Source organism: Pseudorhodobacter sp., assembly GCF_030452865.1.
Lineage (GTDB): Bacteria > Pseudomonadota > Alphaproteobacteria > Rhodobacterales > Rhodobacteraceae > Pseudorhodobacter.
The window spans coordinates 1-25,751 of the sequence record NZ_JAKDLJ010000006.1 but is presented as its reverse complement, the minus strand read 5'-3'; the positions used below and the strand labels follow the sequence as shown (position 1 = coordinate 25,751).

Here is a 25,751-nt window from a genome sequence, read left to right as displayed (position 1 = left end):
GCGATGGAGGATGTTGTTCTGTTCAACCCGACATGGTGGAATTCGCTGCCGGAAGAATACCGCAGCGTCATTCAGACTGCGTTCAAAGAGGCAGTGCCGGAGTTGCTGACGCATAAGGAAGCAGCGGTTGCAGCGGCGCTGGAGGAGATCAAGAAAAGCGACATCGACATTCGCGTCGCCACACCCGAAGAACGTAAAGCCATGCGCGATCTGATGTATCCTTTGGCTCGTGCCGCATATGAGGAACGCGCAGGTGATGCAGGCAAAGCCATGATCACGCTTTATGAAAGCGAAGTAGCCAAGCAGTAATCGCGGCATAAACGGCACGGCTCACCTTGTTTTTGGGTCGCGTCATTTTTGACAAGGGAGCAAGGGTTTTCAGTGGCGGCCATCGCAATACTCAGAACGCTTGAGCGGGTGGTGCTGGTGGGATTGTTCCTGACCATGGTTGCCTTGTTCACCTTTGGCGTGATTGCGCGGGAGGTGGGGGGCAGCTTCGCCAGCCAATTCGCCTGGATCGAAGAAGCGGTACGATTGATGAACGTGGCGCTGATGTTTTTCGGCCTCGGTCTGGCGCTGGAACGTCGCCGCCATGTCAGCATCGACACTTTGCGCGTGAAACTGCCGCCGCCCATTCGCAAGGCGTTGCAGAGAATGACCGATGCCTCGGGCCTTGCCTTTTCGCTCTATCTTGCGTGGCAGGGGGTCGGACTGGTGCGGTTTGTCTTGACGACAGGGCAGCGCAGCCCGACCTTGGATATTCTGATGGGTTGGGTCTATCTGACCCCGGTGATCGGGTTCTTGCTGTTGGCGCTTCGCTTCGGGTTAAGCCTTTTCGGTGCCTTTGATCGGTTTTCGGCACCGGGCGCCGGGGTGCAGGCATGATTTTCCTGATCCTCGCCCTGGCGGTCATCCTGCTCGCCTTGGGGTTTGAGATGTTTTTGGTGCTGGGCATCCCGGCGCTTGCGGTGAAAGAGGTATTTTACGGCAAACTGCCCGACCCAGCCATTGTGCAAAAAATCTTTGGCGGCATCGACCACACCACCTTGCTTGCGATTCCCTTTTTCATTTTCGCTGCGCATTTGATGAGTTCGGGCCAGATCGCGCGCAACCTGACGCATTTTGTTCGCACCCTTGTCGGCCATACGCGCGGCGGTATGGGGCATACGGTGATCGGGGGGGCAATGGCGTTCGGCGCAGTTTCGGGTTCCGCGCCCGCCACCGTCGCGGCCATCGGTGGCATGGTTTACCCGGAAATGCGCAAGAATGGCTTTAGTGAAAAGTTCAGCCTCGGCTTGCTGGTATCAAGTGCCGAAACCGCGCTGCTGATCCCGCCGTCGATCACCTTCATCATCTATGGCTGGATGACGGGAACCTCCATCTCCCGGCTGTTCGCGGGTGGCGTGGCGGTTGGTGTCGTGCTTGGATTGGCATTCGCTCTGATGGTCATGGTGGAGGCGCGGCGCTGCGGTATCGAAGCTGGAGTGCGGACCACATGGCGCGAACGCCTGACCGCGATGCGGGAAGCGGCGTGGGCCTTGGGCATGCCTGCCATCATCCTCGGCGGCATCTACACCGGCTTTTTCACCCCGACCGAAGCGGCGGCGATCAGTGTCGTCTATGCGATTTTCGTGGAAATGGTGATCTACCGGAATTTCGGTTGGGCGGAACTGGTGAAAATTACCGAAGAAAGTGCTGTTTCCAGTTGCGTCATTTTCATTCTTCTGGCGATGGGCGGCTTGATTTCGTTCTTTGTAACCTTAGCACAGGTGCCAACTGCCATCGCTGATTTCATCACGGCTGTCGATGCCGGCCCGGTTGCGTTCTTGCTGGTGGTGAACGTCTGCTTTCTGATTGCCGGCATGTTCATCGACCCCAATTCCGCTTTGCTGATCCTGATCCCGCCACTGTTTCCGGTGGCAACAGCACTGGGGATTGATCCGGTTCACTTCGGCATGATCGTAACGTTGAACATCAGCATCGGGATGATCACACCGCCGTTCGGGTTGGATATCTTCGTGGCCTCATCGACACTTGGCAAACCGGTGATGGAGATTATCAGCGGCGTCTGGCCTTTTGTGGTGGTCAACATCATCGTGTTGATGATCATCACCTATATCCCGCAAATCTCACTTTTCATCCCGCATCTGATTTTCGGCTGAGCGGCAGAAAAGAAAAGGGGCAGGGGTTTTGCGCCCTGCCCTCGATACCTTGAGATTTACGCTGCGGAAGGCCGCAGGCCACCCGAACGGCTGCCCTTGCTCGGGCGGGAATAGCGGTCATAGCCCAGATCGCGGGCGTCGATCGTTGTCGCGTGGCCGCCCACAATATCGCTCAGCACCCGGCCAGAACCTGCGGCCATGGTCCAGCCCAAAGTGCCGTGACCCGTGTTCAGGAACAGGTTGTCCGCCCCGGCCCGTCCGATGATCGGGGTTCCGTCCGGTGTCATCGGGCGCAGACCGCACCAGAATTCGGCGCGGGACTGATCGGCGGCGCCACCGAACAGATCCTCGACCGAATGGCGCAGCGTCGCTTGCCGTTTAGGCGACAGGCTTTTGTCAAACCCGGCCAGTTCCGCCATGCCGCCAACGCGGATGCGGTCACCCAGACGGGTGATCGCGATTTTGTAGGTTTCGTCCATCACGGTCGAAACGGGGGCGCGGTCCGCATCCACAATCGGCGCGGTGATGGAATAGCCTTTGACCGGATAGACCGGCAGGCGCAGCCCCAGCGAGCGCACCAGTTCCGGCGAATGGCTGCCCATGGCAACCACAAACGCATCTGCCGAAAGCATCCCTTCGGACGTTTCAACCGAGGTGATCCGCCCGGCTTCCTTGTTCAACCGTTTGATCTGCACACCGGTTTTGAATGTGACCCCCAAAGCCCGCGCCTTGTCGGCAAGCGCATTGGTGAACATGAAGCAATCGCCGGTTTCATCGCCCGGAAGGCGCAAACCGCCCATGATACGATCCGCCGCCTTCGCCAACCCCGGTTCAGCGGCGATGCAGCCCGCGCGGTCCAGCACCTCAAACGGCACGCCGCCATCGCGCAGCACGGCGATATCCTTTTCCGCCGCATCCACCTGCTTTTGCGTGCGGAACAGTTGCAGTGTGCCTTGCTGACGACCATCGTAGCTGATGCCAACCTCATCGCGCAGCGACATCATGCAATCGCGGCTGTATTCGGCCAGACGCACCATCCGGCCCTTGTTCACGGCATAGCGTTCCGCCGTGCAGTTGCGCAGCATCTTCGCCATCCAGACCAGCTTGGTCAGATCAGGTTTCGGTTGTACGATCAGCGGGGCGTGCTTCATGAACAGCCATTTCATCGCTTTCAGCGGGATGCCAGGGGCTGCCCAAGGCGCGGAATAACCGGGCGAAATCTGGCCCGCATTGGCAAAGCTCGTGTCCAGTGCAACATCGGCATTGCGGTCAATCACCGTCACCTCATGGCCCGCCTTGGCGAGATACCAAGCCGAAGTTACCCCGATGACGCCTGCGCCCAAAACGATGATTTTCATGGCCACTCTCCGCTCTGCGTAATGATTCCGATTCCCTGATTTCAAATATACTGGAATCCGCATGAAATGTTCTGGGTATTTTGCCCGGCTTTCGGCAGATTACTGGCAATATCATCGCTTTAATGTAGAAACTATGCACATATCTTCGAAGTACCAGAAATTTCGCGCAATAATTCTTTGCACAACCTTACGGCGCGGCAAAGTCGAACATTTGGCACGTCACGTTAACAGCCGCATGGACATTCAATCCCTGCGCTGCTTAACTTGGTGCCGATGCGGTGGGCTTCGCGCCCAGCAATTCCGATTAAAGATCACATTGAACAGGGAGTTTAACAATGGATCGCCGTTCCTTTATCCGCGCGGGCGCAGTTGGCGTTGGCGCGGCGGCGCTGGCCGCACCAGCAATCGCACAGGACAAAATCACCTGGCGCATGGTCACAACATGGCCTAAGAACTTTCCGGGCCTTGGCGTTGGCGCGCAGCGGCTTGCCGACCGGATCACCGCCGCTTCTGGCGGTCGTCTGACCATTCAGGTCTATTCCGCCGGCGAATTGGTGCCGCCACTGCAAAGCCTTGATGCCGTGATCGACGGCACTGCGGAAATGAGCCATGGGGCCGCCTATTACTGGCAGAACAAATCCCCGGCGCTGTCCTTCTTTACGGGGGTGCCTTACGGCATGACCTCACGCGAATTGACGGCCTGGATTCGCTATATGGGCGGTCAGGAAGTCTGGGACGAAATCTATGATCAGTTCGGCGTTCAGGGCTTCTTGTCGGGTGATACCGGCACGCAAGCGGGTGGTTGGTTCAAGAATGAACTGACCGGCGTTGACAGTATCAAGGGCTTGCGCTTCCGCACCCCCGGCCTTGGTGGCCGCGTTTGGGAAAAGCTGGGCGCAACTGTAACCAACATGGCCGCGGGAGAGATTTTCCAGGCACTTCAGTCCGGTACGCTGGATGCGGCGGAGTTTGTGGGGCCGTATAACGACCTCGCACTCGGCTTCTATCAGGTTGCGAAGAACTATTACTTCCCATCGTTTGTGGAACCGGGGCTGGCAACGGAACTGGTCGTCGACAAGAAGAAGTATCAGGCGCTGCCCGATGATTTGCAGGCGATCATCCGTGACGTATCCCAGGCGGAATACGATCAGGTTGCGTCGGATTTCTACGCCAACGATCCGCGTGCGCTGAAAACCCTGATCGATGATCACGGCGTCAAGGTGTTGCAATTCCCGGAGGAAATTCTGAAAGCCGGGGCTGTTGCCGCAAAGGAAGTGCTGCAAGGGTTGCTGGATTCTGATGATCCGCTGGTGAAGAAAACCTCGCAAAGCTTCCTTGACGCATTCCGCATCGTTCGCACCCGGTCCAAGACTACCGATGGTGCCTTTGTCAATGCGCGCGAAGCCTATTTCGAGATCTGATCCTCTGGTCGGAAACGAATTGAAAAGGCCCGGACCCAGCGTCCGGGCCTTTTCGCTTGTCGACGCGCGTGTTCATTTTTGCGGCATAAACCCTGCGCAAATCGTGACGTTCCTTTGCCTGTGATTGTCGCGAGGGTCGGCAGAACCCTGAAAGGAATCCAAAGTGGCGAAACCCAATGTACTGTTGTCTTCTATTCGACCTATGGCACCAATCACGCGGTCGCATCCACTGGTCTAGTCACGCTTACGTTCCGGACTCTCAACTCATTTAGGCAGCCTTTCGTTCGAAGGCCAAGGGGCTTTTGCCACCTAACGACGAATATCGGCTTCGTGGATTATGGAACTCATTGATATATTGGAATATCGCGGCGGCGGGCAAGTTCGACGATGCCGGAAAAGCCCTGGTCGCGCATCCGGCGAAACGTCTGGTTGACGTGACCGCAAGGTTGCTTGCATGACGCAATCGGTCCGGCGCTGTCAGCGCCGGATCGATTTTCGCGCGTGGCTGCTGCCCTGCATTTTTCCAGACCCTGCCCAAATCCAGCCTTAATTGCATGACATAGAACGCTCAAAGCAAAGAAAACGATGCGACCCGGAATGGGCGCAATCGGGCAGGAGCAGAGCTATGCGAAACCTTCGAAAGACCCGTTCTTTCATTGCCATTACCTGCGCATTGGCGCTTGCCGGATGCGGCGGCGGTGATCTGGTGGCGGGAAGCTCATTGGCTGCCGGTTCGTCCGGAACCGGGGCAGGAACCGGTACGGGTTCTGACGGGGTATTCGGTCCTGGAACCGGCGCAGGGATGAAACCGGCCAAGCCTGCGAACACGAAGATGGATGACGCAGGGTTGTATCAGCTTCAGACGCAGTATCTCGCGCTCAACCACCATCTCCAGGGCAAACGGCCCATCTTCGCGGCGGAGCTTCCGCTTTACGGCATGGCAACCTACAACGGCATCGCTGCCTTCAAGGAGATCAAGAACGCGTCAACCACGATCAACGGGACGACGCGAAACCCCGATCTGGTTGCGAATATGGCGATGAAGGTTGATTTCACCAGGGACAAGGCGTCGGGGGCGCTGTGGAATTTCCATGACGGGAATGGGGCGCTCGCTGATGGCAGTGTGCAACTCAAAGGGGCGCATAAAACCGGCGAGGTTACTGCCAGCGGGACCGGAGATCTGTATTGGGGCAGCCTTCGCGAGCAGATCACCGTCAACGTCGATGGTCCGATCCTTGAAAAGGGAGACGGCATAGAGGGGTATATGACGGCGACAACCACAACCGGTTCGGTTAAAACGCCTTATGTCGGTCTGGCAATCCTTCACTACGATTCCGCAGATCACAAAGTGCCATATTGAGCCGCCAACATCTGCGCGCAGTTTTTGCCGACGTTGCAAGTGGTGTCAGACTCATTCCCCGTTTCAGCCCTGATCGCGCCGCTATTCTGTGTGAAAACCATTGCCACCGATGTGACCGATATCCAAGCCGGAGCAGACAGATGCCGATTCCGAGAATATTCCACTATACTACGGTCATCATTTTCGCTCTGTCGCTCGCGGGATGCGGCGGGGAAAGCGGGCCAATGGCATCGGCAGCCGCGACCGCCTCAGCGGCGGCAGGACAGAGCAGCGCGGGATCACCGGGTTCTGGCACCAGCAGCAGCGGATCAGGCGGGTCGATATTCCCCGAAACCACCGAGACAGGTGGAACTGCGAGCAGTGGCGACGCCTCGGGTGGGTCGATATTTCCGGGCAGCGGCGGAAGTACCACCAGCACCAAGCCCGCCAGCAAGGTCACCAGCGCGATCGACATGGTTCAACGCATAAAACTGAACAGCAGCCTTCAGGGGTTGCGGCAATCGCTTCTGATCAATCAGGCACGGTCGGATGAACTACCGAACACCGGCACCTCCACCTATAATGGCTATGTCGGCTTCAGCAAACGTGGTTCTGGCGATGATACAAGTTACATCGACTCACCTGAAATCGTCGGCAACATGGCGATGACTGCCTATTTTGGAACAAATGACGTGACCGGTTCAATGTGGAATTTCATTGATGCCGAGGGTCATCAGGGGGGTGGCAGCATCCAATTGATCGGGACGCAGGGCCATAAAGGGCCAGGCCCGAGCGGCGCAAGCGGAGAAGCGGCTTCATATGTTGACTCCACTGTAAACGCGAATGGCAGCGGCATGCTGGACTGGGGCGAACGCAAGCAAAAGCTGGATGTTCAGTTGAGCGGCGGCATCAGGGCAAAGAATGCAGGGCTTACCGGTTACGTTTCTATCACCTCGACCGTTGACGGGGTAGAGTCGCAAATGCTTGGAAAAATTGCGCTGCAAAATGACGGTGTAAAGACCCCGTGATGCCGTGACGGTCAGCTTCCTGTATCTCGCAAGTGATTTGAATCGAAGCTGACAGCTTTCGTGAAAGGGTCAACGTGAATTCCGCTTTGGCCGTGGGCGCTGAGCGCGCCAACGACCTGTCTGCCGCAGACACGTCATTCCCCGCTTTCGCCCGTGTCGTGCCTTATTCCTGCTCCGATGCGTATCGTAGCCAAAGATTGTAACACTGAAAGCGGAGCAGACTTATGCGGACCATCAGCACCATTAGACCCGTCATGTTGGCAACTGTGCTGGCTCTGTCCGGTTGCGGCGGCGACAGCGGCGAAATGATCGCGTCCAACACAAGCAGTTCGGCCGGCACAGGCCAGGGCATGGCCACGTCTGGAAGTGACGGGTCCGGCGCCTCGATATTTCCCGGCACAACCGGGACAACGACGCTTCCCAGCACAGTGTTCACCGATATGGCGGCCCGCAACGCGCTTGCCGATGAACACGCAGCGATCTGGGCCAGCTATTACATGGCCAGAACAAGCGTTCCCGATACCGGCACGTCAAGGTTTATCGGCACCGCGGCCATGGGACCAACGGGTGAGTTCAATGGAGCGCCAAGGGGGGGCTATCCGGGCGCTCTCAACGCCGAACTGGTCGCGCGCATGGCAATGACCGTGGATTTTGACAAAACCGACATGCAAGCCGTCATCTGGGATTTTCATAACAAGGAAGGGATCAGGCCCGGAGGTAGCGTGCAGATGGCAGGTGCAATCGACTTTCACAGTCTGGACGGAAGCGGCAGTGGGACGCTCAATTGGGGTAATCATGATGAGAAACTTGACCTGAACCTGACCGGAACGGCTTGGGGCAGGTATGGAGCGACAGGCACCCTTGGCGGAACCTCCACCGTCGGGTCAACGCAGACACCGATCAGCGGGGAGTTCGCCCTCGATAATGAGCTGCCACATAACCTGATCTACAGCAATTAGCGGCACAATTCCCTAGCAAACGATCAATGCAACGCATTACCCCGCAATCAAGCGCGGCAACCATGTCACAATGCCGGGGAAGGCGAACAGGATCGCGATGGCGACCACCTGCAACAGCACAAACGGGATGATGCCCTTGTAGATCGCCGAGGTCGGCAGGTCCGCAGGGGCCACCCCGCGCAGGTAGAACAGCGCAAAGCCAAACGGCGGTGTCAAAAAGGATGTTTGCAGGTTCACACCGACAATCACCCCCAGCCAGACCGGATCGACATCGAGCGCCAGCAGCACCGGCGCGGTGATCGGGATTACGATGAAGATGATCTCGAACGTATCAAGGATGAAGCCCAGAACGAACATGATCGCCATCACGACGGCCACGGCCATCATGGTGCCACCCGGCAGGTTCGCAAGGAATTCATGCACCAGATTGTCGCCGCCCATCAGCCGGAACACGACCGAGAATACCGAAGCCCCAAGCAGGATCACAAAGACCATGGAGGTAATGGTCGCCGTGGAAATCACCGTCTCCCGCAGGATCTGGAACGACAGCCGCCAGCGCAGTGCCGCCAATATCATCGCACCCACAGCCCCAACCGATGCCGCTTCGGTCGGGGTCGCGATGCCGCCCAAGATGGACCCAAGAACCGCAAGGATCAACAGCAAAGGCGGCACCAAAGCCACCAAAATCTCCCGTCCGAGGTCTTTCTTCTCCTCCTCCGGCACCGGCGTCGCGGGGCAGGATGCAGGGTCGGTGATGGCTTTGAACACGACATAGGCGAGGTAAAGCAGCACCAGCACGACGCCCGGCAGCAACGCCCCCGCGAACAGATCGCCAACCGACACCGGCACCGGCGCGAAATTGCCCTTGGCCATCTGCACCTGACTGTTGATGCCTGACAGCATGTCGCCCATGAAGATCAGCACTGTAGAGGGCGGAATGATCTGCCCCAAAGTTCCCGATGAACAAATCACCCCGGTCGCGAGCTTCGGGTCGTACCCCGCACGCAGCATCGCGGGCAGAGAGATCAGCCCCATCGTCACAACGGTAGCACCTACAACCCCGGTCGATGCCGCAAGCATCGCGCCGACCAGAATGACCGAAATGCCAAGGCCGCCGCGCAGATTGCCGAACAGCTTGCCCATGGTCAGCAATAGTTGCTCCGCGATCTGGCTGCGTTCCAGCATCACCCCCATGAAGATGAACAGCGGAACGGCCACCAGCACCTCATTTGTCATGAAGCCGATGTATCGGTTGGGAAGGGAGCCGAAGTTCGACGGATCGAAAACCCCGAAATACATGCCGACCAACCCGAACCCAAGGCTTACGCCGGACAGGGTAAAGGCCACCGGAAAGCCCAGAAGCAGAAATCCGATGATGCCGAAAAACATCAACCCGGCCAGCAGTTCGCCAATATGTACGGGGTCCATCAATGCAACCCCTCAATCGACGCCGCTTCGGCTTCTGCCGGGGTTATCGGGTATAGCATCTCCTCCGGCACCAGATCAGGCTGCCCCATCAGGATCAGCACTGACCGGCAGATCATCGCGACACCTTGCAAAGCCAGCAAGATCGCGAAAGCGATGATGAAGGATTTGAGGACATAAAGCCCCGGCATCCCGCCGACATTGGCCGATGCCTCATGATAGGACCAAGCGCGCTCAACAAACGGCAGGGAGTAGTTGAAGACAACAGCGGTAAAAGGCAGCAACAAAAACAGCACACCGATCAGATCGACAATCGCGCGTTTGCGCACCGGGGCAGGGCGGTAAAAGATATCGACCCGCACATGGTCATCCCGCAACAGCGCAAAACCCGCAACGGCGGTGAACATCGCCCCGTTCAGCCAGATGTAAAGATCTTGCATCCAGACATAGCTGACCCCGAACACATAGCGTTCGACAACCACGGTAAAGCACACCGCAACGATCCCCAGCGCCAGCCATGAAAACACCTGACCGATGATCAGATTGAGCTTGCAGATCACCTCTGCAAGTCTGGCAATGAACCGCATTATTCCTCCCCCGCCACGCCAAGGCCTTTTATCGGCGGGTACGGCGGCTGTTGTGCAGCCATCCTGCCATTATTCTGTTGCGTTCTGCTTAATACGACATCGACAAAGCTGGTCAACCTCGTGTTGCGATAGATCACGCCATCAGGGTCGGAAAATCAGGATATTGTGGTCTGTCGGGCAATTTCCGGCATCAAACCTGGTTTGCGCAATCGCTGGCATGCTGGTGGCCAAGGGTGAACCGATGCGCAGCGGGCCTTGTCCCACCGCCGAAACTCCGCATAATCACCACAAGCAAGCATTGCGCCAGTGTCGGCTATCAGCCGCAGTTGGCAGGAATACGCTGTGCCGGGCGCGGGAGATCAGGACGTGACGAGCGAAACAACCGATGCGCAAAGCCGGGCCGAAGCATGGCGAGACACGTTAAAAGCCGTCGCCAGGGAGCGCGGCTTTTTCGAAGATGTCGGGGATATGCACAAAGCCATTTTCATCCCGCAGGACGGCGAGGCCGGGCAAACCCTTGTTGTCGTTTTCGACAACCTCGATGACGTGCGCCAGAACGTCGACCGCTTGCCCTGGGCCGTGGATTTCATCAGCTCGCAAGGCTGGTCCTCGCTGGGGCTGATGGCGCATGGGCCGACATGGTATCGCGATGACGCAGTGCTAAATTTCTTTGACCGGCTGAAAGATGAAGGGTTCTTCGGGAAATTCGCCCGCGTGGTGTTTTACGGCACCTCGATGGGCGGCTATGCCGCCTGCGCCTTCTCCTCGGTTGTCGAGGGTGCGACGGTGGTGGCAATCAACCCACAAGCCACGCTGGCGCGGGAACATACACCGTGGGAACAGCGATTCCGCCCCGCGTGGCGGCGCGATTTTTCCGGGCGCTATGGTTATGCGCCGGATATGGTGGCGGCGGCGAAAAAGGTCTGGGTGTTCTATGACAGCCGGATTTTGGCCGACGCATCGCACGCCGCCTTGTTTCGGGGTGTGCAGATCCAGAAGGTCCGGTGCCCGTTCATGGGACATGGCATGTTGTCTGTGTGGCGCGATATGGGGGTGTTGAAACCCATCGTCTCGGCTTGCATCAACGGCACCGCCACCCCGACCAGCGTTCTGGCGCTGCTGCGCACACGCCACGGTTCGCTGGGCTACAAACGCGCGGTCCTCGCCTATCTGCAAAAGCAGGGGCGGCACAGGTTGGTCATTCGCTGGTGCAATGCAGTGATGCGCGAACGCCGCGGGCCGGTTTTCGTCAATGCGCGCGCGGCAGCGCAAAAGGCGCTTGGGCAATAAGGTTTCAGCGGATCGCCGCGCGCACCGTCTTCTCGGAACAGCCAACAAAAACCACCCGTTCCATCCCGCAGATGACCACTGAGTCACTGCCTTCGCTGCTGAAGCTCATCTCAGCCGTCTTCAACCAATCGGCAAAATCGAGCCTGCCTTTGTCAAAGCCGCGCACAATGTTCGGCAAGCCGGAGCGGCGGAAAATCAGCGTGGCAGTGCCTTTTTCTGCAATCTCCACGTCCGTCTGCCCGCGTCCGAGAGTGATCGTCACTTCGCCGCTTTGACAGGTGATCTGGTTGCGCCCCGCGCCCGTTTGCACCTCCGTTGCCTTGCCGGTTGCGATGACTGCTACATCACCGGCACCGCCAATCACTTTAGACAGGTCTGAGCGGCAATGCACCTCATCCCGACCCGCGCCGCAATGGATGGTTGAAGGATGAACACCGGTGCGCACCACGTTGTTGCCCGCATGTAACCGCGCGGTCAGTGGGTCTTGCAACGTCTCGATGCAATCATCGCCGCGCCCGCCTTCGACGTGCAAGATGCAGCGCCGGTGCGTGGCGACCAGATCGACATGGCTGCCTCGATCATGGCACGCCACGTTCAACTGTTTGTCGGGCGCGCCGACATCGCAGGCATAAGACAGGATGCGGTAGGCACCCGGCATATGCAGTGTCATGTCATCCTGATGCCGGATGTAGTAACGGCGATTGCCCGGCACGTCCTGCGTCGCCATATCCGGCGGATCGTAGGAGATAACGCCCAAGGTTGGTGGTGAAAGCGGCGCCTGCGCACCGCTGATCGTGGTGACGTAAAGCGCGGGTTCCACCACCACTTCACCCGGCGCGATCATGGTCAGGCCAAAGGCTTGGGTTGCCGCCTTATGCGCCTCTTCCATGGTCGCACGTTGCGGGTGGTCCTGCGATCCATCCGCCAATTGCCACGGGTCAGCGTCCAGATCAACAAACTGGGTTCCGCCGTCCATATATCTGATATAGCGGCAATTTCCTTGCCGCACACCCGCAGCGCCGAAAAAGAAGCTGGGAATCGCGCGACCTTCGACCGCTTTTCCTTGCACCTGCGCTCGCAAGGAACGCCCCGCTGTTGCAACAATCGGCGGTAGACCAGCGTAATCAAGCACGGTCGGGCCAATATCCAGCAGGGCCACCGGATCCTCGACGGTCTGACCGGTCGCTAGTGTCGGATCATGGATAATCAGCGGCACACCATCCGCCTCCTCCCAAAGTGAGAATTTGCGAAAGCGGTTCTTGTCACCGACATGATAGCCGTGATCCGCCGTGATGATGAAAACCGTATCTTTCGCATGCGCAGAGGCTTGCAGTGCATCCCATACCCGCCCGATCTGCCAATCGACATGGCTGATCGCCGAGAAGTAATTGCGCAGGGTTTTTTGCCAGAACTCCTCTTTCGCCAGATTGATATTCGGCCCGAAGGAATTGCGCGACTGCGCATTCAGATCCCGCCAGCCTTTCCATTCCGGCGGCATTTCAAACTTTGTATCATCATACATTTCCTTGAAGCGCGCCGGGGTTTTCAACGGGATATGCGGGTTGTGAAAACCTATTTCGCGGTAGAAAGGCGCATCTTTGTCATATTGTTCAAAGAAGGTGATGGCGCTGCTGGCGGATTGGTAGTCGTAGTATTTCTGGTCATCATTGGGGTCGGTGGTGCCGATGCCAACCTGCCCGCCACCAAAATCCTTGTGCGCTGCATTCGCGCGGGGGCCAAAGCGAAGCTGCACGCTCGGGTGCGAATAAAGCGGGTCGTGGTTTTGCGGCAGCAACGGTCGGTAGCCGTGATGCACCTTGCCAACGCTGGAGCAATAATAGCCCGATTGCTTGAGCCGGTATGACCACATCTGATCCGGGCGGATGGTGCCGAAGATATCGCGGTGGGTGTCAAAAACCCCGGTCTGATGCGGCGCGAGCCCGGACATCATACTGGCGCGCGACGGGCCGCAAGCCGCAACCTGACAATAGGCGGTGTGAAACGCGGTGGACACCGCACAGATGCGATCAAGGTTCGGGGTCTGCAACTGCTCGCCAAAGGCCGCCTTGTAATGCCAATAGGAATTGCAGTCGTCCATGACGACAAGAACGATATTCGGGCGCGGCTCGGTCATATGAATACGTTTCGTCCTCAACTCTGGTCGCTGGGCATGACGGGCAGCCGTGCGGCCAGCGCATAACGGCGCAAAGGCCGGTCCGGAGCGATAAGGCTTTGGCCTTGCCAGACCTCACGCAATGCACCGTGATTGGCGGGTCGGTCGTCCGTCGCCGTATCGCGCCGATGCCCCCATGCGTAGGCCAACATCATGCCGCGCCCTTCCGGCACGCGGTCGAGTTGCAGCACCACACGTTCGCCCGAAGCCGTGACGCTCACGATCCGCGCGTCGTTGGTACAGCCTTCAAGCCCGAAGCCGTGCGGCCCCTCGGCAAGCTCCAACGCGGTCAAAGTCGCAAAATCGGCGATCAGGTTGTCGCCGCTCTGGAACACCTGCCGCAGGGTCGGGCAGTACCACGGACGGCCCTGCTGCACCTCCGCCACCGCCAGCGCCTCCAGCTCATCCACCAGCAAGCGGTCCTGCGGCAACAGGGTCGCGACGGTATCGGGCATGAGGCGGAACGGATAGGTCGGGGTTGCGAGCACGAGGCCCAGGCCGGCATTCATCACATCAAGCCGCCCTTCGGCCAGCATAAGGTTGCTGCGGCCATCGGTGCGCCCGCCGCAGCTTTGGCTGACAACCATGGTGGGCAAGCTGTTTTGCTTGGCCGCCACGGCCACCGCATGACGCAAATCCGCGATCAGACGCGGGTACGCCGTTGTCAGTACCGCTTCCGGCGAATGGGCGCTGCCCGCCAACAGATCAACGCAAACCCGGTCGATGAACAGATGCTTCCCCCATTCTGCCAGTTTGTCCCGCGCTTGCGCAATACGGTGCAGAACCCTGATGACAATCTCTCCATTCAGTCCTGCCTCATCCAGCATCATACCGGATTGCGGTTCTGAAATCGCGATGGTGCTGCGCCAGGCGCGGTGCAGGCTGCGGCTTGCCATCAGCGTCAGCACGCCATGCGCCTCTGCTCCGTGGGAGGCCGTGTCGCAAGACAGGGTTTCGTCGGTGAGGTGATAGTCAAACCGCTCCGGCAGCGGACGCAAGACACCGGGGCCACCGATGGACACCATGCCGATCGCGACCTCCGGCGTCTGGCCAAGAGTGACACCTGCGCGTTCTTCGAACCCCATGACCTGACCGCGATACTGATCCGACAGGTAAAGGAACACGCCTTCACGGTTTTCCAGATGCCAGACATTGCCAAGCGTCCGCGGCCTTGCAGCGACAGTGGCCCGGGTGGTGACGACGGGCTCCGCCGCCGCAACTACTTGGGCCGCAACCTCCGCCTCATGCCGGACCTGCCGCGCGTTTTGCATGAATGCGCGCGTGAATCTTGTGGCGCGCGTGGTCTGCCCACGGTTTTCCAGATGCTCCGTCATCACGATCCGGTAAAGCCGCACGACACGGCGGTCGCGGATCATGCTGTAAAAGGCGGGTTCCGTCAGGTTGCGGGTCAGCGAGAGTTCAAGCAACCTCTCCAGCATCCCGGTACGTTCCAGAAACACAGTCGGGTTGTCGCCCATTCCGATGGCCTTGAGCGGGCGCACACCGACCGCCGTGCGGTCTTTGCCGCGCAGGAACGGATCGCGGATCAGCCAAGCCTTGCCTTCGCCGGAATGGGTGATGTCGGTACTTGGCGACAGCAGCAATGCCTCGGCCTGAGGGATCAGAGCGGCAAGTTTCTGGGCAAGAGCAGCCCCTTTTAGCAGCCCCAGAACCGTAACCTGTTCAAAGCGCGCGAAGAACCCTTCATCGTCAAGGGTCTGGACAACGGCCAGAACCGGCCTCACCGATGCGCTGGAAAAGCGGTCAAGGCTGATGGTCAGGCATTGCCAGCCACGGCTTGCCATCATTTCCACCAAACGCAGAGTACGCGCCATTTGCAGGTCATCACTGCGGTCAATGACCTGTATCAGAAGGGCCTTCTCCCCCGCCGGATCAAATACAAAATCTGCGCTGGTTGGGCCAGCTTCGGCCAGAATAGCCTGGAACAACACTCCTGTCGGCGCACGCGGGGCTGGCGTACGGCTGCGCCGCGTGGCTTTGCCTTTTGTGACAGTCGATTGATTTTCCTGCACCATATTGCGGTCCCTGACCTCAGCTTGCGACGTTAAGACAGCATCTAATGGCCTGCGTGTAAACATCTATCGCGGGCGGGCTATTGCTTCGGTGATGCTTGGGACAATGATGCCACCGGTCTTTCAACGGGTCTGCGCGAAGGTCACAAATCGACCCATCAGGAAACTGACAATCGCAATCATTGCGGAAACGAACAGCAAGAGCGTGGTATCGGGCCAAAAGGATTTCGTCGCGAAGGTGGTGAGGGCCGAACTCGACGCCGCAAGCCCGAAAACTTGCGTCGCGACATACAGCGGGAACGCGGCCTTGCGGCTTTGCCTTTGGCCAAAGGCAAAGCGCCGCTGGCAATAGAAGGCTGGTGGGATGCAGCCAAGGTAGACCGCGATGTTGGTGGCAACCGCAGGCGCATCGGCAAAGCTGATCAAGGCCGATGTCAGCCCGGAATAGAGCGCTGCGAAAGCGCCTCCGATCAGGACGAAGCAAAGCAGGCTCGCGGGGAGATGCGCCTTGCTCATGGCAGTTTCGGCAGGTTTGCAGCAATCACGCGGTATACCAACAGTTCTTTGTTCAGTTCCGGCATCAGGATAAGCCAATCCGGAATATCACCACTCCGCAAGACCTTGGCGAAAACGTCCGTGCGCAGGATACCGGCGCCGCGGCACAGCACCAGATATTCCGCCCCGGTCTTCACCAACGCCTTTACCATCAGATCACGGTCGCGGAACGGAAAGCTGCCGTTCCAGAAGGCATCGGCACTGCGATGGTAAGGCGCGGTCAACCCGAAATGGTGGGTCAGCAGCACCATTGGCGCCCCCAGATTGAGCGTGGTCAGGATGCGCGCTTGCGGCAGGGCATCCAGTGCGGTCAGTGTTTCGATATTGCGGCAGGTTCCGCCGTCTTCAACGCTGGATGCGGCAGCCGCCTGCGCGGGCAACGTCAGTTGCAGCAGCGCGGTGGTGATCGGCCCGCTGAAAAACACCATCGCCGCAATCGGGATCATTGCCAATGTCGGGCCAACACCCTGCGTCAAGCCAAACCAGCGCTTGCCGCTTTGACGCGCCTGCAAAAGGTTGAGGAAAACGAACCCGGCAAGGAAGGGCAGGGCAGGGGCGGCCATCAGGATCATCCGCATCTGGATCAGGCTGCCGATACACCCGAGCCAGGCGAAGATCAGCATCTGGGCGGTGGCGGAACCGGTGGCATCACCCTTGCCGCGCCGGACCCAGAACAGGCTGGCGAGCGCCGTAATTGCCGCAGCGGGTAGAATGATCTTGATGAAGGTCTCGGGTGCGCCCCGCGCGAAGATCAGAACCGGCTGCGCTTCGGTGATGGATGAGGTGATCAGCGTCTGGATCTCGACAGGAAGCGTCCCGTATGGTCCGGCAAGGCAAGGCGACAGCAGATCGGAGCCGAGCCACAGGCCTGCCAGTGAAATCGCCGCCGTCGCCCCCAGGCGAAGTGCCGGATGCGGCAAGACCGGCCGCGCCGCCATCGGGATCAGGCAAGCCAAGGCAGCAATCCATGTGATCGACAGGATCGGCGGCGCAAGCGCATCGCAATAAGGGACAAACCAGTTCGCGGGCGCGGTTTGGCCCGCAAAGAACAGCAGCGAGCCGATCACCAGCGCCAGCGCGAACCCCGCCAACCGCGCATCGGCACCGTCACGCCCAAAGCTCGCGCGGACCGCAAGCACGACGCCCGCCGCCGCGACCACGAGCAGCGTCTCCAAACCCACGGCCAGCGAGAAGGCGGCGAAAAGCCCGGCAATCACCCCTTTGCGAAACGGGCTTCCCGGCCAGATCATCGCATAGACCATCGCTGTCGTGGTCAGGATCTGGACATTGTGATGGTCGATCCGGGACATCGCAAAAGCAAGCTCGCGGATGAACGCCCAAGTCATCACGAAGATCATGGCGACAAGGGCTGCGGTTCCACCGAGGACAAGCTGCGTGCCACGCCCTACAATTGCCAGCAGCAGACACAGCAGCAGGCTTGGCCACAGCACCAGCACCGCCTGTGCGGCGGCCTGCGGCGGCAGCACGAATGCGGCCAGCGCGTAAAGCCCTGCAATCGCCGCATCAATATAACGCGACCAATGCATCTGCATCCCTTCGGGGGGCAGGAAGCGATATTGCGTCATGTCGAACCAGCTTTGGCCGTTGCGCCACGCCTCGATCGACAGCCAGCGCGTGATATCGTCATTGTCCCCGGCAACCAGCCATTGCCAGGCCATCGGATAGCCGGCGACCGCCTGCATCAGGATCGAACCTGCAAATACGCCAAAGATCAGCCAAAGCACACGCGGCGGCAGGTTCAATGGGTCAATGCGGTTCATCGGGGTATCCATCGGGTGTTCTTCCGCGCGAAGCACGGATCAGCCTGGCAGTTGTTGCGGGGTGAAGATGGATTTCGTGCTGGCTTTGCCCTCGTCCCGCAGTCGCTGGTTCAGCAGACCCGCCAGAAAACCGGTTGTGATGCTTTGGGTTCCAAGCGAAGCGCAAATCACGGCCAGCGCGGCGGGGCGGGCGATTGTGCCGGGGTCCAGCGCACCAAAATCAGAACCGGCCCAATAGACCACCGCAGCAATAACCGTTGTGACCGCCGCCACGATCAATATTCCGCCAATAATGCAGGCGTTGTCGATAGTACATAGCGGATTGAGCCGCTCAAACCGTGCGGAACTGGGCAGCAGCTTGAAACGCACCGAGAAGATGCGGGCGAGGACGTAAAAGCAACTCATCTGAAAGCCGGTCAGGATCAGCGCACTTGCCAGGATCAAGGAGGCGATATCAAAGGTAATGCCGCCGATTTGCACCGGGCCGAACATCAGCCGCCCGAAGGCGATGGTCCCAAGCCCAAGCAGCAACAGGCCTGGATAGAGGAACAACCAATAGGGCGCGAAGGTCAGCAGCAGTTTCAGATGCCGCCAGCCATCGCGCCAACTGCGCAGATGTGGCGGGCGGCTGCGGCCATCGGGGGCAAGCGTGGTTGGCACCTCCTCGATGCGCAGGCCGGCGAGTGAGGCGCGGATCACCATTTCCGAGGCAAACTCCATCCCCGGCGTGGCAAGCTGCAAGCGCAGGATCGCATCACGCGAGAAGCCTCGCAAGCCGCAGTGAAAATCCCCCACCGGAGTGCGATAGAAGATGCGCCCGATGGTCGACAGCACGGGGTTGCCGAGGTAGCGGTGCAGCGCAGGCATCGCATTCTTGGCAATACCGCCTTTGAATCTGTTGCCCATCACGAGATCGGCCCCTGCGCGCAGTTTTTCAACAAAATTCTCCAACCGCGAGAAATCATAGGAATCGTCGCTGTCACCCATGATGATGAAGCGTCCCTTCGCGGCGTCAATCCCTGCGATAAGCGCCGAGCCATAGCCTTTTTGCGGAGCGGCCACCACGCGCGCGCCCAAACCTGTCGCAATCGCCTGACTGCCATCGGTGGAGCCATTGTCCGCGATAAGAACCTCACCTTTGATGCCCGCGCGGGCAAGATACGCCTGCGCCTTGTTGATGCAGACGGCAAGGGTTTCGGCCTCATTCAGGCACGGCATCAGGATTGTAAGCTCAGTCATAAAAGCCCCATTGTCAGGGAGGCGCAGATCGCGACCCCGTTGCAGGCTTTTTGCACGGCCAATCGGGCGAAACTTGGGCTTTTGCTGCCTTACTTGTGGCAGGTTACGCTGACCAGATCATCGTCGAACAGGTGGCTTCAGGGTTTGACCGGCTTTTGCAAACGATCAAAGCTGGACTGCCGCAGGATATTTCCCTTTTCATCAACCGTCAGGCGGTGCGCGCGCGCCGCGTGGTAGAACGTCAATCGCCAGCGGCCTTCATCGGCGTCAACCCCGGCTTCACAGCGAGAGGTGATCGCGCCATTGCGCATCAGTTCCGGCACTTCTGCCGCAGAGAGACCAAAGGCTTTGGCCAGTACCTCTGCATCGACAACAAAGCTGCCTTCATTGAATTCAACGGCGGGCATCGGCTTTACTTCCAATAGCCATTCGCGGCGGCAACAGTGGCGAAATGCGTCGCCACAACCTGACTGACCGCAATCAGGCTGTCGGCATTCTCGGCATAATCTGGGCGCAGTTTGTCGCGGATCGCCGCATCGCCTTGCGTCAGTTTGACCGCAACGCGCGACATTTTCACAGCGAGGTTATAGCCGTCCGTCGGGGTTGCGGTGATCAGGGTTGAAAGCCAGTTATCCATCTTTGCGTTCTCCTGCATGTGGGGGTAGGGGTCTGTCTTCCGCGTCGCCCTGCGGCAATATCCGCTCCGCCGCGCCGGCAAGGTCATCATACTGATCGTTCCGCAAGCTCCAATAAAACCCGTAGAGTGCTACCAGCCCAAGGAAAACCGAAATTGGGATCAGGAAGAAGTAATTCATTCGTCCACCCCTGCGGGCCAGTTCATCGCGCGCCAGGCGTGCCAGGTGCCGTGGCCAAGTACCGGGAAGATCACGATCAGCCCCAAAAGCCCGGTTGCGGCACAAAGCACAAAACCGATCACCACAATCGCGCCCCATGGCAACACCGCCCGCAGGTTCTTTGTGGTCAGCGCAAAACTGGTGCCAAGGGCGGTCAGCGCATCGGTGCGGCGTTCCAGCAGCATCGGGATGGAAAACAGGCTGATCGACATAGCGAAAGCCGCGAATAATCCGCCCACGGCGGAGCCGACAGCAACCAGTGCCAAACCCCGAGGCGTTGCGAAAACCTGGGTCAGGATATGGTCAAAACCGGGGAAGGCCACCATGCCAAAGAACAGCGCATAAAGCAGGTCCGCCGCACGCAGCCACAGCATGACCAATGTGCAAAGCAGCAAGCCCGCAAAAAGAAACTGCCCGCCCGAACGCGGGCGGGTGACGATCATGTGGGACAAGCTGGTGCTTTGCCCGGCCTGCAAGCGGCGGCTTTTCTCATATAGCCCGACGGCGAGCAGTGGCCCGACCACCAGAAACCCCGACAGCGCCGGGAAGATCAGATTGGGGAAATCCAGATGGAACAGACCCAGCACGATCACCGCCGACAGCAGGAAAACCGCAAAGCCATAGGCAAGGCTTTGCCCCGGATTGCGCCGGAAATCGGCCCAACCCGCAGCGAGCCATTCCTGCGCTGCAAGCGGTCGCAGATCGCGGTGGTAATTGGTGGCGGGGCGGGCGCGGGGTTCAACGGGCGGAATGGATTCGAACATGGGGTTTCCCTTCCTTAGCAACCATTATTCGCGGCAGGGCGCGTGGCATGTTCTGTCACACATCCCGGTGCGGTCGAAAACGCCAGATGCACAAAACGCCAGTTCGCGGCGATGAACAAGGCAGTTGCCAGAAATACCCCGGAAATTACCCAGACTCGCGGCGGGACGGTCATTGCGATGCCTCTGCCGCCGCACTGTGCAGCCCTTCGACATAGAGCGCGAGCATCCGGATATCCGACACGCTCAACCTTGGCTTCCACGTCGGCATATGGCCTTGCCGCCCGTTCATCAAGGTCGCGAGGATTGTGTCGCGGTTGCTGCCATAGATCCAGTCATCGTCGGTCAGGTTCGGCGCGCCGGTGCCTTCGACGCCTTTGGCATCCTCGCCATGGCAACTTGAACAATTGTCTTGAAACAGGGTCGCAGCATCAGAGGTATCACCCGGTTTCACACCGCCCGAAAGCGTCAGCACATAATCCGCCATCTCTGCGATCTGGGGGCGCGTCAACATGCCATCGCGGCCAAAGGCGGGCATCTGCGCGAAATGCGTGTCGGGATCGGCGGAGTTGATGCCGACCTCTATCGTTGTCGCAATCTCCTCCGCGCTGCCGCCCCAAAGCCAGATATCGTCATTCAGGCGCGGAAATCCCGGCCCGCCCTTGCCACCCGCACCATGGCAGGCTTGGCAATTGTCACCAAACAGCGTCGCGGCGGTGGCGCGGCCTCTGGCCATCAATTCATCATTGGCGCGGATGGTGTCGAAATCGTCGGTCGCAAACGCCTGAACCCAATCGGCCCGCGCGGTGTTTGCCTTGACAAGGCTCGCCTCCAAAGTGGTTTTCTGGTCCACACCCCAAAGCCCCTTGGTGTAGGTATCGCCCAAAGGCCAGGCCGGCAGCAGGAACCAGGCAACCAAAGCATAAAGATGGGTCACGAAGATGAAGAAATAGACCGGTTTTGGCACCGGGCTGTTCAATTCCAGAATGCCGTTCCAGTTGTGTCCTGTGGTGGTGTAGCCCGAAATCGGGTCGCGGGTTATTTCGTGCATGGCCGATCCTCCGTGGTCAGGATCGAGTTTGCCGCCAGATCGGCCTGCGCCTTGCGCGACGGGCGATAGGTGTGGATCACCACCAGAATGAAGAACCCCATCAGGTAAAACAGCCCGACGGTCTTGGCGATGATCACGAGGGTTTCATGCGTCATGGCTCACTCCGTCACCGGTGTTTCGGTTTCATAGGGCAGGTGGGTCAAGGTTCCCAAGACCTGAAGATAGGCGACCAGCGCGTCCATCTCGGTCAGTTGCGTATTTGTGGTAAACCGACGCACCGTTGTCGCCTCACCATAGCGTTCCGTCACCCCTGCGGCCTGATCGCTGTCGGGTCTCGCCTGCGCCAAGGCATCGCGCGGGGCGTTCTCGATCATCTCATCGGTGTAGGGCACGCCAACTTCGCGCAACGTGGCAAGATGCGCGCCCAGATCATCAACTTTCAGCGGCGTTTCGGACAGCCAAGGATAGGCCGGCATGATCGAACTCGGCACCACATCGCGCGGGTTGTTCAGATGCGCGACATGCCAATCATCGGAATACTTGCCGCCAAGCCGCGCGATATCCGGCCCGGTGCGCTTGGAGCCCCAGAGCATCGGGTGGTCATACTGCGATTCCGCGGCCAGCGAGTAGGGGCCGTACCGCTCCACCTCATCGCGAAGGGTGCGGATCATCTGGCTGTGGCAGGCATAGCAACCTTCGCGCAGATAGATGTTGCGCCCGGCCAGTTCCAGCGGCGTATAGACCCGCATATCCTTGGCGGTTTCCACGGTTTGGTCGATGGTGAACAGTGGTGCAATTTCGACCAGACCGCCGACGCTGCCCGCCAGAATGATGCCGATAACCAGACCGACGGAGTGCTTTTCAAGATTGTAATGGGCTTTGAACAGGGGCATCGCGTCACTCCGCCGCTTGAGGGGCAAGGGGGCGGTCCGCCGCCATGGTTTGCGTCCCCCGGATCGTCATCCAGATGTTGAACGCCCCGACGCAAATCCCCGACAGGAACAAAAGGCCGCCAAGCGTTCGCGCGATATAATAGGGGCGCATCGCCTCAACGCTCTCAAGGAAGCTGTAGCTCAGCGTTCCCGCCTCATTGTAGGTGCGCCACATCAAGCCCTGCGTGATCCCCGCGTTCCAGAGCGCGAAAACATAGGTCAGCAACCCTGCCAGCGCGAGCCAGAAGTGCCATTCCACCAATGTCGGCGAATACATCCGCTCGCGCCCCCAAAGCAGCGGAACGGCGGAATAAAACGCGCCAAAGGTGATCATCGCGAGCCACCCCAACGCGCCGGAATGGACATGCCCGACCGTCCAGTCGGTGTAATGCGACAGCGCGTTGACCGGGCGAATAGCCATGAACGAGCCTTCAAATGTGGACAACCCGTAAAACACCGCCGCAATGAACATGAAGCGTAGCGTCGCGTCGTCGCGGACCCGGTGCCACGCTCCATTCAACGTCAGCAATGCGTTCCCTGCCGAGGCCCAGCTTGGCACCAAAAGCATCACCGAGAAGGTCATGCCGAGCGTCTGCACCCAGTTCGGCAATGCCGTGTAATGCAGATGGTGCGATCCGACCCACATATAAAAGAAGGTGATCCCCCAGAAGCTGAGGATCGACAACCGGTAGGAAAACACCGGGCGTTGTGCGCGCACCGGCAGGTAGTAATACAGCATCCCGAGAAAGCCGGAGGTCATGAAAAAGGCAACCGCGTTATGCCCGTACCACCATTGCACCATCGCATCCTGCACACCGGAGAACGCCGAATAGCTTTTGGCCCCCATGAAGCTGACCGGCACCGCAGCGGCATTGACGATATGCAGCATCGCGACAACGACGATGAAGGCCAGATAGTACCAGTTGGCGACATAGATATGCGGTTCAGCCCGCCGTTTCAGGGTGCGCAGATACAGTACCAGATAGGTGACCCAGACGATGACCAGCCAGATATCGGCATACCATTCCGGCTCTGCATACTCTTTGGATTGGGTGATGCCCATGACATAGCCCGTCACCGCCCAGATGCAAAAGAGGTTATAGCCGATCAGCACGAACCAGGGGCTGACCTGCCCTGCCATCCGTGCGCGCGAAGTGCGCTGCATGACGTGGAACGAGGTGGCGATCAGCGCATTGCCGCCAAAGCCGAACAGAACGCCAGTGGTATGGACCGGGCGGATGCGGCCATAGCTGGACCATGCCTGCCCGAAAGTTGCATCCGGCCAGACCATCAGTGCCGCGACCCAGACGCCCATCGCCATCGCGAATACGCCCCAGATCATCGCCAGGACAATGCCAAACTTGATCGGGTCGTCGTAATAACGCTCGAATCGCGCTTCATCCGGCGCGGGCAGATCCCATGTCCGCAGCAGCATGATCACCAATGCGCCGCCAAGGAACAAGGCGATATAACCATGCACCGCCATCGGGTCTTGCTTTGCAACAGCCGCCATCGCCAAGCCGACGAAGGCCAGGGTGACGGACAAAACCATAGCCAGCACCCGCTCAGCCTGCGTCAGTTGCGCGATCATGTGTTGTCCTTTCCGGTTCTCATAGGGACCGGCCATCCTCCGATTGGTTGAGGATGGCGGCTTCACAAGAAGAACTGATTAATTAGGCATTCTATTTACTTGTTATCAAAACAAGGCCGAAAATCAACCATAAACCGGCGCGGCCGGGCCGTCGGACGCAGGCCAGATCGACGCAGCCTGTTGTTCAGCAGTATCGGCAAAAAACAGGCGGTTTTACCCGTTCATTCCTCGCGCGGGGGTTTGAGCGGCATGTCATCATGGAGCGGCACCGTTTGGCGTTCGATCATGCGATGCACCACAGGGCGACCTGGCCCCCGGTGCAATTCGCGGATACGATCTGTCACCTCGGCGTCAGCCTGGGTGTGACGCTCATTGTGGCGGACGTATTCGCCCCAGGTCGGGAAATGATAGCTCTCGCTCCAGACTTCCGGCTGTTCCAGATCGCGCAGCAGCACCCATTGTTGCGCACCATCGCGGATACGGATGCGGCGACGCTGCGCCATCTTGACCAGAAATTCCTGTGTATTCTCCCGGTCGATGATGTAATCCACCATGATCATCACCGGCCCACTGCGATAGTTCAAGTCGAGTTGCAGCGCAGGTTCACGGAAGCGGTTCAGCGGATCGAGGTTCAGCCCCTCAAACTCCGGCAGTGGCAGGCGAACACCGACAGCCGCACCAAACGCCAGCACGACAGCCGTTGACAACAATGCCGTGGGGGAGCCGAAATGCTGCGCAACCGTGCCCCAAAGCAAGCTGCCGATCGTCATGCCGCCAAACGTACAGGTCTGGTAGAGCGCCAGCGCGCGCCCGACGACCCAACGTGGGGTCGAAAGCTGGATCGTGACATTCAGGATCGAGAGCGCCAGAACCCAACATGCACCCGCAAGCAACAATGCCAACCCGCTGACGATGGCATAGGGGCTGAGTGCGACAACCGTGCAACTGATCGCGGTGGCGATAAAGGAACCGCGCGCTATGTATTCGTTGCGGAACCGTTCGCGCAGCCTTGCATTCGCCAGCGCCGCGATGACCGCACCAAAGCCAAAACACCCCAGCAACATGCCATAGATGATGGCCGTGCCGTGCAGGTTCTCCTTCGCGACCAGCGGCAGCAGCGCCAGCATCGCAACTCCGGCCAGACCGAACAGAAAACCGCGCAGATTGACCCGCAGCAGGTTCGGTGACATCGCGACATAGCGCAGTCCCGCG

General features: G+C 59.2%; 26 protein-coding genes and 1 pseudogene. 8 read left to right on the top strand and 19 right to left on the bottom strand.

What is annotated here, in order from left to right; genetic code table 11:
- The 3 genes and pseudogenes from L0H65_RS01080 to L0H65_RS01070 all read left to right on the top strand — a co-directional run.
- A pseudogene (locus L0H65_RS01080) lies at positions 1-309 on the top strand (TRAP transporter substrate-binding protein); the annotation flags it as partial.
- 72 nt (positions 310-381) lie between these two features.
- On the top strand, positions 382-885 hold the full coding sequence (locus L0H65_RS01075) for a TRAP transporter small permease (RefSeq protein WP_301456913.1): 504 nt from the start codon (positions 382-384) through the stop codon (positions 883-885).
- Positions 882-2,162 (top strand): TRAP transporter large permease, encoded by a 1,281-nt coding sequence (locus L0H65_RS01070; protein WP_301456912.1) that lies wholly within the window; start codon positions 882-884, stop codon positions 2,160-2,162. Before L0H65_RS01075 ends, L0H65_RS01070 begins: the two co-directional genes overlap by 4 nt.
- A 56-nt stretch (positions 2,163-2,218) precedes the next feature.
- On the opposite strand, the gene L0H65_RS01065 is transcribed toward L0H65_RS01070, so the two are convergent.
- Complete coding sequence (locus tag L0H65_RS01065) at positions 2,219-3,583, bottom strand: D-amino acid dehydrogenase (RefSeq protein ID WP_367651962.1); 1,365 nt, start codon at positions 3,581-3,583, stop codon at positions 2,219-2,221.
- A gap of 272 nt (positions 3,584-3,855) precedes the next feature.
- Between L0H65_RS01065 and L0H65_RS01060 the strand changes: the two genes are divergently transcribed.
- Complete coding sequence (locus L0H65_RS01060; protein ID WP_301456910.1) at positions 3,856-4,941, top strand: TRAP transporter substrate-binding protein; 1,086 nt, start codon at positions 3,856-3,858, stop codon at positions 4,939-4,941.
- 625 nt (positions 4,942-5,566) lie between these two features.
- The gene (locus tag L0H65_RS01055; protein WP_301456909.1) at positions 5,567-6,301 is read left to right on the top strand and encodes a hypothetical protein; all 735 of its coding nucleotides are present in this window, start codon (positions 5,567-5,569) and stop codon (positions 6,299-6,301) included.
- Positions 6,302-6,464: 163 nt separating this feature from the next.
- Here L0H65_RS01055 and L0H65_RS01050 read toward each other — a convergent pair whose 3' ends face one another.
- On the bottom strand, positions 6,465-6,755 hold the full coding sequence (locus L0H65_RS01050) for a hypothetical protein (RefSeq protein WP_301456908.1): 291 nt from the start codon (positions 6,753-6,755) through the stop codon (positions 6,465-6,467).
- On the opposite strand from L0H65_RS01050, the gene L0H65_RS01045 reads away from it, so the two are divergent.
- Together L0H65_RS01045 and L0H65_RS01040 are read left to right on the top strand one after the other, a co-directional pair.
- Positions 6,754-7,308: a hypothetical protein gene (locus tag L0H65_RS01045; protein ID WP_301456907.1), complete on the top strand. Its 555-nt coding sequence runs from the start codon at positions 6,754-6,756 to the stop codon at positions 7,306-7,308. The two genes, L0H65_RS01050 and L0H65_RS01045, sit on opposite strands and share 2 nt — an antisense overlap.
- Positions 7,309-7,532: 224 nt before the next feature.
- On the top strand, positions 7,533-8,267 hold the full coding sequence (locus tag L0H65_RS01040) for a hypothetical protein (RefSeq protein WP_301456906.1): 735 nt from the start codon (positions 7,533-7,535) through the stop codon (positions 8,265-8,267).
- A gap of 36 nt (positions 8,268-8,303) precedes the next feature.
- Here the strand turns inward: L0H65_RS01040 and L0H65_RS01035 are convergent, their stop codons facing one another.
- Positions 8,304-9,695: a TRAP transporter large permease subunit gene (locus L0H65_RS01035; protein ID WP_301456905.1), complete on the bottom strand. Its 1,392-nt coding sequence runs from the start codon at positions 9,693-9,695 to the stop codon at positions 8,304-8,306.
- On the bottom strand, positions 9,695-10,279 hold the full coding sequence (locus L0H65_RS01030; RefSeq protein WP_301456904.1) for a TRAP transporter small permease subunit: 585 nt from the start codon (positions 10,277-10,279) through the stop codon (positions 9,695-9,697). Before L0H65_RS01030 ends, L0H65_RS01035 begins: the two co-directional genes overlap by 1 nt.
- A 306-nt stretch (positions 10,280-10,585) precedes the next feature.
- Here L0H65_RS01030 and L0H65_RS01025 point away from each other — a divergent pair, with 306 nt between their 5' ends.
- Positions 10,586-11,569 carry a phosphoadenosine phosphosulfate reductase gene (locus L0H65_RS01025; RefSeq protein WP_301456903.1) on the top strand — a complete coding sequence of 328 codons (984 nt, stop codon included), beginning with the start codon at positions 10,586-10,588 and terminating at the stop codon, positions 11,567-11,569.
- Between the two features lie 4 nt (positions 11,570-11,573).
- Here the strand turns inward: L0H65_RS01025 and L0H65_RS01020 are convergent, their stop codons facing one another.
- From L0H65_RS01020 to L0H65_RS00950, 15 genes are all read right to left on the bottom strand, one after another.
- Entirely contained in the window at positions 11,574-13,703 is a 2,130-nt protein-coding gene (locus L0H65_RS01020) for a sulfatase-like hydrolase/transferase (protein ID WP_301456902.1), read from the bottom strand.
- A gap of 17 nt (positions 13,704-13,720) precedes the next feature.
- Positions 13,721-15,778: a hypothetical protein gene (locus L0H65_RS01015; RefSeq protein WP_301456901.1), complete on the bottom strand. Its 2,058-nt coding sequence runs from the start codon at positions 15,776-15,778 to the stop codon at positions 13,721-13,723.
- Positions 15,779-15,898: 120 nt separating this feature from the next.
- Positions 15,899-16,291 (bottom strand): GtrA family protein, encoded by a 393-nt coding sequence (locus L0H65_RS01010; RefSeq protein ID WP_301456900.1) that lies wholly within the window; start codon positions 16,289-16,291, stop codon positions 15,899-15,901.
- Positions 16,288-18,111, bottom strand: coding sequence for a hypothetical protein (locus L0H65_RS01005; RefSeq protein ID WP_301456899.1), 1,824 nt, complete (start codon positions 18,109-18,111; stop codon positions 16,288-16,290). The genes L0H65_RS01010 and L0H65_RS01005 overlap by 4 nt, the downstream gene beginning before the upstream one ends.
- A gap of 39 nt (positions 18,112-18,150) precedes the next feature.
- On the bottom strand, positions 18,151-19,350 hold the full coding sequence (locus tag L0H65_RS01000) for a glycosyltransferase family 2 protein (protein WP_301456898.1): 1,200 nt from the start codon (positions 19,348-19,350) through the stop codon (positions 18,151-18,153).
- A gap of 137 nt (positions 19,351-19,487) precedes the next feature.
- Entirely contained in the window at positions 19,488-19,757 is a 270-nt protein-coding gene (locus tag L0H65_RS00995; RefSeq protein ID WP_301456897.1) for a DUF6522 family protein, read from the bottom strand.
- A 5-nt stretch (positions 19,758-19,762) separates the two neighbouring features.
- Positions 19,763-19,987: a hexameric tyrosine-coordinated heme protein gene (locus L0H65_RS00990; RefSeq protein ID WP_301456896.1), complete on the bottom strand. Its 225-nt coding sequence runs from the start codon at positions 19,985-19,987 to the stop codon at positions 19,763-19,765.
- Positions 19,980-20,165, bottom strand: coding sequence for a cbb3-type cytochrome oxidase assembly protein CcoS (ccoS, locus tag L0H65_RS00985; protein WP_301456895.1), 186 nt, complete (start codon positions 20,163-20,165; stop codon positions 19,980-19,982). Before ccoS ends, L0H65_RS00990 begins: the two co-directional genes overlap by 8 nt.
- A complete protein-coding gene (locus L0H65_RS00980) occupies positions 20,162-20,968 on the bottom strand; it encodes a DUF2189 domain-containing protein (RefSeq protein WP_301456894.1) in 807 nt (268 codons plus the stop codon). The genes ccoS and L0H65_RS00980 overlap by 4 nt, the downstream gene beginning before the upstream one ends.
- 14 nt (positions 20,969-20,982) lie before the next feature.
- The gene (locus L0H65_RS00975) at positions 20,983-21,141 is read right to left on the bottom strand and encodes a hypothetical protein (protein WP_301456893.1); all 159 of its coding nucleotides are present in this window, start codon (positions 21,139-21,141) and stop codon (positions 20,983-20,985) included.
- Complete coding sequence (gene ccoP / locus L0H65_RS00970) at positions 21,138-22,016, bottom strand: cytochrome-c oxidase, cbb3-type subunit III (RefSeq protein ID WP_301456892.1); 879 nt, start codon at positions 22,014-22,016, stop codon at positions 21,138-21,140. The genes L0H65_RS00975 and ccoP overlap by 4 nt, the downstream gene beginning before the upstream one ends.
- Complete coding sequence (locus tag L0H65_RS00965; RefSeq protein WP_301456891.1) at positions 22,004-22,171, bottom strand: cbb3-type cytochrome c oxidase subunit 3; 168 nt, start codon at positions 22,169-22,171, stop codon at positions 22,004-22,006. Before L0H65_RS00965 ends, ccoP begins: the two co-directional genes overlap by 13 nt.
- Before the next feature lie 3 nt (positions 22,172-22,174).
- Positions 22,175-22,909: a cytochrome-c oxidase, cbb3-type subunit II gene (ccoO, locus tag L0H65_RS00960; RefSeq protein WP_301456890.1), complete on the bottom strand. Its 735-nt coding sequence runs from the start codon at positions 22,907-22,909 to the stop codon at positions 22,175-22,177.
- Positions 22,910-22,913: 4 nt separating this feature from the next.
- Positions 22,914-24,539, bottom strand: coding sequence for a cytochrome-c oxidase, cbb3-type subunit I (gene ccoN / locus L0H65_RS00955; protein ID WP_301456889.1), 1,626 nt, complete (start codon positions 24,537-24,539; stop codon positions 22,914-22,916).
- 221 nt (positions 24,540-24,760) lie between these two features.
- Positions 24,761-25,751 (bottom strand): MFS transporter (locus L0H65_RS00950; protein WP_301456888.1); only part of this gene is annotated, 991 nt, incomplete at its 5' end.